6 protein-coding genes are annotated in these 7,689 nt (G+C 44.8%); 5 read left to right on the top strand and 1 reads right to left on the bottom strand.

Features of this window, described 5'->3' with window-relative positions; genetic code table 11:
* Positions 1-498 (bottom strand): glutamate--tRNA ligase family protein (locus QZZ55_RS12985; RefSeq protein ID WP_293267767.1); only part of this gene is annotated, 498 nt, incomplete at its 3' end.
* Positions 499-679: 181 nt separating this feature from the next.
* Here QZZ55_RS12985 and QZZ55_RS12980 point away from each other — a divergent pair.
* From QZZ55_RS12980 to QZZ55_RS12960, 5 genes are all read left to right on the top strand, one after another.
* On the top strand, positions 680-1,321 hold the full coding sequence (locus QZZ55_RS12980; protein ID WP_293267766.1) for an ANTAR domain-containing protein: 642 nt from the start codon (positions 680-682) through the stop codon (positions 1,319-1,321).
* 266 nt (positions 1,322-1,587) lie between these two features.
* Positions 1,588-3,057 (top strand): NarK family nitrate/nitrite MFS transporter, encoded by a 1,470-nt coding sequence (locus QZZ55_RS12975; protein ID WP_293267765.1) that lies wholly within the window; start codon positions 1,588-1,590, stop codon positions 3,055-3,057.
* A 59-nt stretch (positions 3,058-3,116) separates the two neighbouring features.
* The gene (locus QZZ55_RS12970; RefSeq protein WP_293267764.1) at positions 3,117-4,832 is read left to right on the top strand and encodes a bifunctional protein-serine/threonine kinase/phosphatase; all 1,716 of its coding nucleotides are present in this window, start codon (positions 3,117-3,119) and stop codon (positions 4,830-4,832) included.
* A gap of 300 nt (positions 4,833-5,132) precedes the next feature.
* Complete coding sequence (locus QZZ55_RS12965; RefSeq protein ID WP_293267763.1) at positions 5,133-6,473, top strand: FAD-dependent oxidoreductase; 1,341 nt, start codon at positions 5,133-5,135, stop codon at positions 6,471-6,473.
* Positions 6,470-7,689, top strand: a 1,220-nt coding sequence (locus QZZ55_RS12960) for an FAD-dependent oxidoreductase (protein WP_293267762.1), incomplete at its 3' end; no start/stop codon positions are given. The genes QZZ55_RS12965 and QZZ55_RS12960, both read left to right, overlap by 4 nt.

Raw genomic sequence — 7,689 nt, 5'->3', positions numbered from 1 at the left:
AACGACACAAACACCCTCACCTTCAGGCACAACCATACGAATAACAAAGGGAGCACCCGCGGCTTTACGCTTTTCTACTTCATCAGCAGGTAACGCTAAATCACTTTGTTTTAGTGCGGTATGTCCACCAGCAGCACGGCGAGCAGTACGTAACTCGTCCAACTCTTCTGAGGTACGGTAGCAATGAAACGCATGGCCTTTTTCTACTAGATCATGAGCATACTGGGCATACATACCTTTACGCTCACTCTGGCGGTAAGGACCGTGTGGGCCACCTACATCTGGACCTTCATCCCACTCAAGCCCTAACCAGCGAAGTGAATCTAAGATTTTCTGTTCCGATTCGCCCGTACTGCGCGTCTGGTCGGTGTCTTCTATACGCAAGATGAACTGCCCACCGTGCTGACGAGCAAACGCCAGATTAAAAAGTGCAATATAGGCGGTGCCTACATGCGGATCGCCTGTTGGAGAAGGCGCAACGCGAGTACGTACGGTCATTATGTTCCTGCCAAAGCTAACGTGGTTGCCAAAAGAATACGAAAATAAAGCGAGCATTATACAGTTGCCTGCCACCCCTTGCCATGCCAAGTCCGTGAGAGTTCCTTGCATTTAAAACAAAGACTGGCCCATAACTTGCTCTATATCTAAGAAATACTCATTACTAAAGCAGGTGATCCATTTGAAAAGCAGATTAACCGTGCTTGTCATTAATGAAAACATGAAGCATGAGGGCGAGCTAGAACACACCTTACTTATTCCTTTACGTGAACAAGGATACGACATTGTAGAGGAGTTAACGTCAACTCAACATTTGGCAGATAAGGTCAACAAGTTACAACCCAACCTCGTCATAATCAGCCTGATATCCCTCAATAAAGCGGATCTAGTAAACATCGCATTGATGGCTGAGCACTGCCCACGCCCTATCGTTATCTTTGCCGAGCAAGGTAACCAACCAATGACCGAACAAGCCATCCGCACGGGCGTCAGCGCCTGCGTGGTTGATGGGCTTGAGCCACATAGGGTTAAGAGCATTGTTAATGTGGCAGTGACTCGTTTTGAAGAATTACAAACAATGCACCATGCTCTTAGTCACGCGCATCGCGAGCTTGATCAAGCACGAGCTGAATTAGCAGAGCGTAAGCTTATCGAAAAAGCTAAAGGACTGATCATGAAACACAACCACTGCGCAGAAAACCAAGCATTTCAAGCCTTACGTAAAATGGCTATGGATCAACAAAAACCACTCTGTGACGTTGCTAAAAATATTATTGCTGTGTTGGAAAGACACAGTAATAACATTAGTAACAGTCACTCTTAAGCAGCACCATATTTGTGCACCGCACCAAAGAAGACGTGTTTCTCTCTAAATAACCGTCTTCTTTTCTTAAAAATATCACTCCATCCCCTATAAACCTGCTCCTTTATTAAGTTGGCACGCTCACTGCAATGTATTGCAAAGAAGCTAAACAAAGATTTATTAAACCATTTAAAAACAATGTTTTTCAGGCAAAGGCGCCAACAACCGGGATCTCACCCTTTCGGTTTGTTGGCGCCTTTTCTTTTTTTAACAGGCGGAAAATGACTATGACTCAGGAAAAATCGTTTAACCTGCTATCTTTTAGCCCAAAGATGAAGATCCTGCATTTCAGCTGGATCGCCTTTTTTATTACCTTCTTTGTGTGGTTTAACCACGCCCCTCTACTCGGCATGATTGCTGAGTCTCTTGGACTTACTAAGTCTGAAATAAAAACCTTACTGATTCTCAATGTCGCGCTCACTATTCCGGCACGCATTATTATCGGTATGTTGACCGATAAATACGGCCCACGTATTACCTATGCAGCCTTGCTGTTTCTTGCCAGTATTCCTTGCTTTGCATTTGCATTATCCAGCAACTTTGCTGAAGCCGCGATTTCCCGCTTTTTATTAGGGTTTATTGGTGCAGGTTTTGTTGTCGGTATTCGTATGGTGAGTGAGTGGTTCCCCGCCAATGAGCTAGGCACTGCTGAAGGTGTTTACGGTGGCTGGGGGAACTTCGGTTCTGCCGCTGCAGCAATGAGCCTACCGACACTGGCGCTTATCTTTGGTGGTGACGATGGCTGGCGCTATGCCGTTGCACTTTCGGGTTTATTCAGCCTGATATTCAGCTTTATCTGGTACAAAAATGTTACTGATACGCCTAAAGGCTCTACTTACTTCAAACCTAAGCGCATTGGCGGCTTAGAAGTCACAAGTAAAGCTGACTTTTTGTTTCTTCTAATTATGAAGATCCCACTGTATGCGGCACTTTCCCTATTAACATGGAAGCTATCTCCAGCTGGTGTGTCTATTCTTTCAGATACAGCGGCGCTGAGTATTTACGTTATATTGGCCGCTATTTTCATTTACGATTGCTACAGTGCTTATAGTGTCAATAAAGATATTTTCCACACCCCTGTACCGGAAGTTCAACGTTATGCCTTCAAGCAAGTAGCGGTATTAAATGTCCTCTACTTTGCTACATTTGGTTCTGAACTAGCGGTGGTATCAATGCTGCCATTGTTCTTCTCTGATGTTTTTGCGCTGGACATGGTCTATGCCGGATTGCTCGCCTCTGCTTATGCATTTATGAACCTGATGTCTCGCCCTGGTGGCGGTTGGATTAGTGATCGCTTTGGCCGTAAAAAAACGTTGTTAATCCTAACTGCTGGATTAGCCGGAGGTTATGCGGTGATGTCTACCATTGATAACAGCTGGCCATTAGCGCTGGCGGTTATGGCCGCGATGGCATGCTCTTTCTTTGTACAGGCAGGCGAAGGTGCAGTATTTGCTGTAGTACCATTAATTAAGCGTCGTTTAACAGGCCAGATAGCAGGTATGACCGGAGCATACGGAAACGTTGGCGCCGTATTTTACCTCACCGTATTGTCGATGGTTGATTACTCCACCTTCTTCTCTGTGATTGCTGCTACTGCCGTATTAGGTTTTGTTACCTTGCTGTTTCTTAAAGAGCCTAAAGGCCACATGGCTGAAGTGAATGAAGATGGCAGCGTTGAGCTTATTCAAGTGAACTAAGTCAAACCGATTGATTTGATTCCAGAATTTACAAACCCTAATAAAGATGGGAGCCACAAATGAGTAAGCAGCTCGAAGTTCGCTTTGGTGGATACTCCAGCAAAGGAAAAAAAGCGCTGAATCAAGATGCATTTGCGGCGTCCCTTCCCTCGGGTGCCGAACGCCAATACAAAGGTGCTGCCGCAGCTATTGCCGACGGCGTCAGTAGTTGTGAAGATTCGCATATTGCCAGCCAAACAGCCGTCACTGGTTTTATTGAAGATTACTTAAGTACGCCCCCTAGCTGGAGTGTTGGTCATTCGGCCTCACGTGTACTCACAGGCCTGAATCGTTGGCTCTATCATGAAAACCAAAGCAGAATGGGCCACCGCGAAAGCATGCTTACCACCTTTTCTGCTCTTGTAGTGAAGTCGTCCACCGTATTTTGCTTTCATGTAGGTGACTCACGCATCTATCACCTTTGTGATGGCGAGTTAGAGCAGCTCACCTCTGATCATGTGTTAACAACCAAAAACGATGAATACTTATCCCGTGCCTTAGGTGCTGACTCGCACTTAGAAGTCGATTTCTTTAAACGTGTGTTAAACCAACATGATCGGCTATTACTCACAACCGATGGTGTACACGGTCATTTGCCCTTGGCCAGAATCAAAGAACTACTTCTCAACCAAACACAAAGCGTGGAGGAGATAGCACAACGCATTGTCAATGAAGCTTACGAAAATGGCAGTGATGACAACCTAACAGCACTCATTGTAGAGATAACTCATTTACCTCTGGAAACACTCGACGAGTCGCATCAACGCCTTACGGAGCTTCCCATTCCACCGGTTCTTAAAATCGGCAACAAGATTGATGGCTACGAGGTATTAAATATCATTTTCAGTGGTACTCGCAGCCATATGTATTTGGTTAAAGACGTAGAGTCCGCGGCGTTATTTGTTTTAAAAACGCCTTCTCAAAATTTTTCTGAAGATCTCGTTTATCTCGATGGGTTCATTCGTGAAGAGTGGGTAGGACTAACGCTAGATCATCCTCATGTAATGAAAACTTACCGGCCCGCTCGCCCTAAGCGCTTTATGTATTACTTAGGTGAATATATTGAGGGGATGAATTTGCGCCAGTGGATGCACGATAACCCCTCACCTTCTATTAACCAAGTACGGCAATGGACAAAACAGATCCTCAGTGGTTTGCGTGCGTTCCAGCGAAAAGACATGATCCACCAGGACCTTAAGCCAGAAAACATCATGATCAACAATGATGGTCAAATAAAAATATTGGATTTTGGCACTGTGCTTATTGCAGGCTCAGAAGAAATAAACTCCCCCCTAGATAAATCAATACCTCAAGGTAGCGTTAACTACATAGCTCCTGAATTCTTAGTAGGTGAGCCGGGTAGTTTTAAGTCAGACCTCTACTCTTTAGCAGTGATTGTATATGAAATGTTAACGGGTTCCTTACCTTATAAAGTGGCTGATGCAACACAAGCAACATTAGCAAACTACTGTGAACTTAATTACATTCCGAGTACGCACTACCGCAAACAAATTCCCGTCTGGATTGAAGCCTGTCTAAAAAAATCACTGCAGCCTAATCCGATACATCGTTATGCCGCCTTTTCAGAATTTATGCAGGATCTCACCGTACCCAACCGCCAATTAGAAGCCGGGGTTTTAAACCAACCTCTACTCGAAAAGCACCCTGTTCACTTTTGGCAAGGGGTTGCTGCACTATTGCTCATAGCAAACTTACTACAACTGACACTCCATTAAGCACTTAATTAGCGCGACAGACGAACACACAATGCACCAAAAGCGCTCTTATTACAGAAGCTTAATAAGCTTTTGGTGCACTGCACATAAAAAAGCATTATCTATACGCGCACCAAAACCACTAACCTCATGATTTCATTAGTAATATTAAGATTGGCACACTATTCGCTTATACCCATATAAATATAAATGCTATACCCACAATTTAACTTTGAGCCTTGGGCTCTGAACAATGGCGTTCTTCTCAATCATCACATTGATGTATTGAGCTGAACGCCTTTTTTATTCTGGAGATTAACGATGACACAGCCACATTTAGTGATTATCGGTAGCGGTATGGCAGGAGGAAGACTTCTTGATGAAATCATACGTCGCCAGCCTGACCGTTTTAGGATCTCTGTGTTTGGCGAGGAACATCACCCTAATTATAACCGCATCATGTTGTCGCCACTGTTAGCGGGTGAAGTATCTAAAGAGGAGATAGTACTTAACTCATACGAGTGGTATGAAGAACACGGCATCACCCTTTTTTCGGGTGAACAGATCATCTCTATAGACCGCACTAAAAAGCGTCTATTAAGTAATACGGGTACTAAGATAACTTACGACCATCTAGTACTCGCCACAGGGTCTCGTCCATCAAGCATTCCAGCCAAAGGCCAGCATCTCAATAACATTTTTGATTTCAGAACACTTGAAGATGTTGACGCTATTGTAAATACCGCACAATTTTCAAAGCATGCCGTTGTCGTTGGCGGCGGCTTATTAGGCCTTGAGGCCGCTTATGGTTTAGCGATAAAAGGCATCAAAACCACGGTTATTCATCGTTCTAGTCATTTGCTTAACAAACAGTTAGATAGCCAATCAGCCGAAATGCTACGCCTATCATTACAAGAGCGTGGTATAGAAACCTTATTAAGCACCGAAGTCGAAGTTTTTCATGGAAGTGCCTCCAATAAAAACAGTGCACTTAGTAGTATCACATTAAAGAATGGCGAAACATTTGATGCAGACTTGGCCATTGTTGCCACAGGGATCGTACCAAACGCCTTGCTAGCAAAAACGGCAGCGTTACAGGTTGAGCGCGGCATCATTGTAAACGATCAATTGATTACATCAGATGAGCACATTAGCGCATTAGGCGAGTGTATTGAGCATCGCGGAGAAACATTCGGTTTAGTCGCTCCTATATGGGACCAAGCTCGTATTCTAGCGGATCGTTTGGTATTTGGTCTGCAGGCCAGCTATTACACCACCGCAACGCCCACCAAACTAAAAATATCCGGTATCGATTTATTCTCCGCAGGCGAGGTCAACGGGCGTCCTAAAGACCGTGTTTTAGTCCTACAAGATGAAACACGCAGGCGTTACCGAAAACTCATTATCCGAAATAATCACATTGTTGGCATCGTCTTGTTTGGTGATGTACAAGACGGTAACTGGTACTTTTCGCTTTTAGAGCAACAAATAAGTGTGAAAGACCTATTACCCACCTTACTGTTTGGACAAACATTTTGTTCAAACCTTGAACAGACAAGCGATACGCAACCTTACGTATCGGCAGATCAGTCAATATCAGCCCCCTTTATATCAGACCAAGAGAATCAGCCACAACGTGCGCTGACAGGAGCTTCCCTATGAACAAGCAAAACCTCGTTGTTGTTGGTAACGGAATGGTAGGACACCAGTTCCTTCAGAGCCTTGCTGATAGCGGCCAAATGGATCAGTTTAATGTGACTGTTTTTTGTGAGGAGCCTCGCCTAGCTTATGACCGTGTATATCTGAGCAGCTACTTTAGTGGTGCCACCGCAGATGATCTAGCAATGGGGCATATTGAAGAATACCAAAGCTGGGGGGTAAACGTTCTGATTGGCGAAGCGGTTACCGTTATCGACCGCGACACACAACGCGTACACACAAACAAAGGCACAACCCTTTTCTACGATAAGCTGGTACTCGCCACAGGCTCTTTTCCTTTTGTTCCTCCTGTACCCGGACACGACCGGGAACATTGCTTGGTTTACCGTACAATTGAAGACCTTGAGGCAATTAAAGCATCGGCTAACGGTGCAAAAACGGGCGTTGTTGTGGGCGGCGGCTTACTGGGTTTGGAAGCAGCTAAAGCGATTAAAGACTTAGGGCTAGAAACACATGTCGTTGAGTTTGCTCCGCGCTTAATGGCCGTCCAGCTAGATGAAGGCGGTGGTGATCTTTTGCGCAATAAAATTGAAGATCTCGGCGTACAAGTTCATACCGGCAAAAACACTCAACAGATTGTCGATGGTGACGATGCTTTTCACCGAATGGAGTTTGCAGATGGTGAAGTATTAGAAACAGATTTGATTCTATTCTCCGCGGGTATTCGTCCTCGGGACAATTTAGCACGTGAATGTGGACTTGAGGTCGGTGAGCGTGGCGGTATCGTCATCGATAATAACTGCCAAACTTCCGATGAAAAAATCTACTCTATTGGTGAATGTGCCCTATGGAATGGTCGCATCTACGGATTGGTTGCTCCTGGCTACACGATGGCTAAAGTGGTGGTAGAGCAACTTACGGGTAAAGAGAAACAGTTTCTCGGTGCTGATATGAGCACCAAACTCAAGCTAATGGGCATCGATGTTGCCAGTATCGGTGACGCGCATGGCCACACCAAGGGAGCCCTAAACTATACCTATTACGACCAAGTGAATGGTATCTATAAAAAAATTGTAGTTTCTGAATCTAGAAATGAATTACTCGGTGCTATTTTGGTTGGTGAGGCCAATGATTATGGAACCTTGCTACAGTATGCGCTCAACGGTATTAAGTTACCTTCCAACCCAGAAACGTTAATCGTGCCTAACTTTGGGGGAGA

The sequence above is a fragment of the Neptunomonas sp. genome, assembly GCF_016744175.1.
Taxonomy (GTDB): Bacteria; Pseudomonadota; Gammaproteobacteria; order Pseudomonadales; family Balneatricaceae; genus Neptunomonas.
The sequence above is the reverse complement of the archived record's forward strand: the minus strand, read 5'-3'. Positions and strand labels throughout refer to the sequence as shown.

What these genes read in the sequence shown, in the direction of transcription:
- QZZ55_RS12975 (WP_293267765.1), top strand. Translation starts at nt 1,588, where the DNA reads ATGACTCAGGAAAAATCGTTTAACCTGCTATCTTTTAGCCCAAAGATG.
- QZZ55_RS12970 (WP_293267764.1), top strand. Translation starts at nt 3,117, where the DNA reads ATGAGTAAGCAGCTCGAAGTTCGCTTTGGTGGATACTCCAGCAAAGGA.
- QZZ55_RS12965 (WP_293267763.1), top strand. Translation starts at nt 5,133, where the DNA reads ATGACACAGCCACATTTAGTGATTATCGGTAGCGGTATGGCAGGAGGA.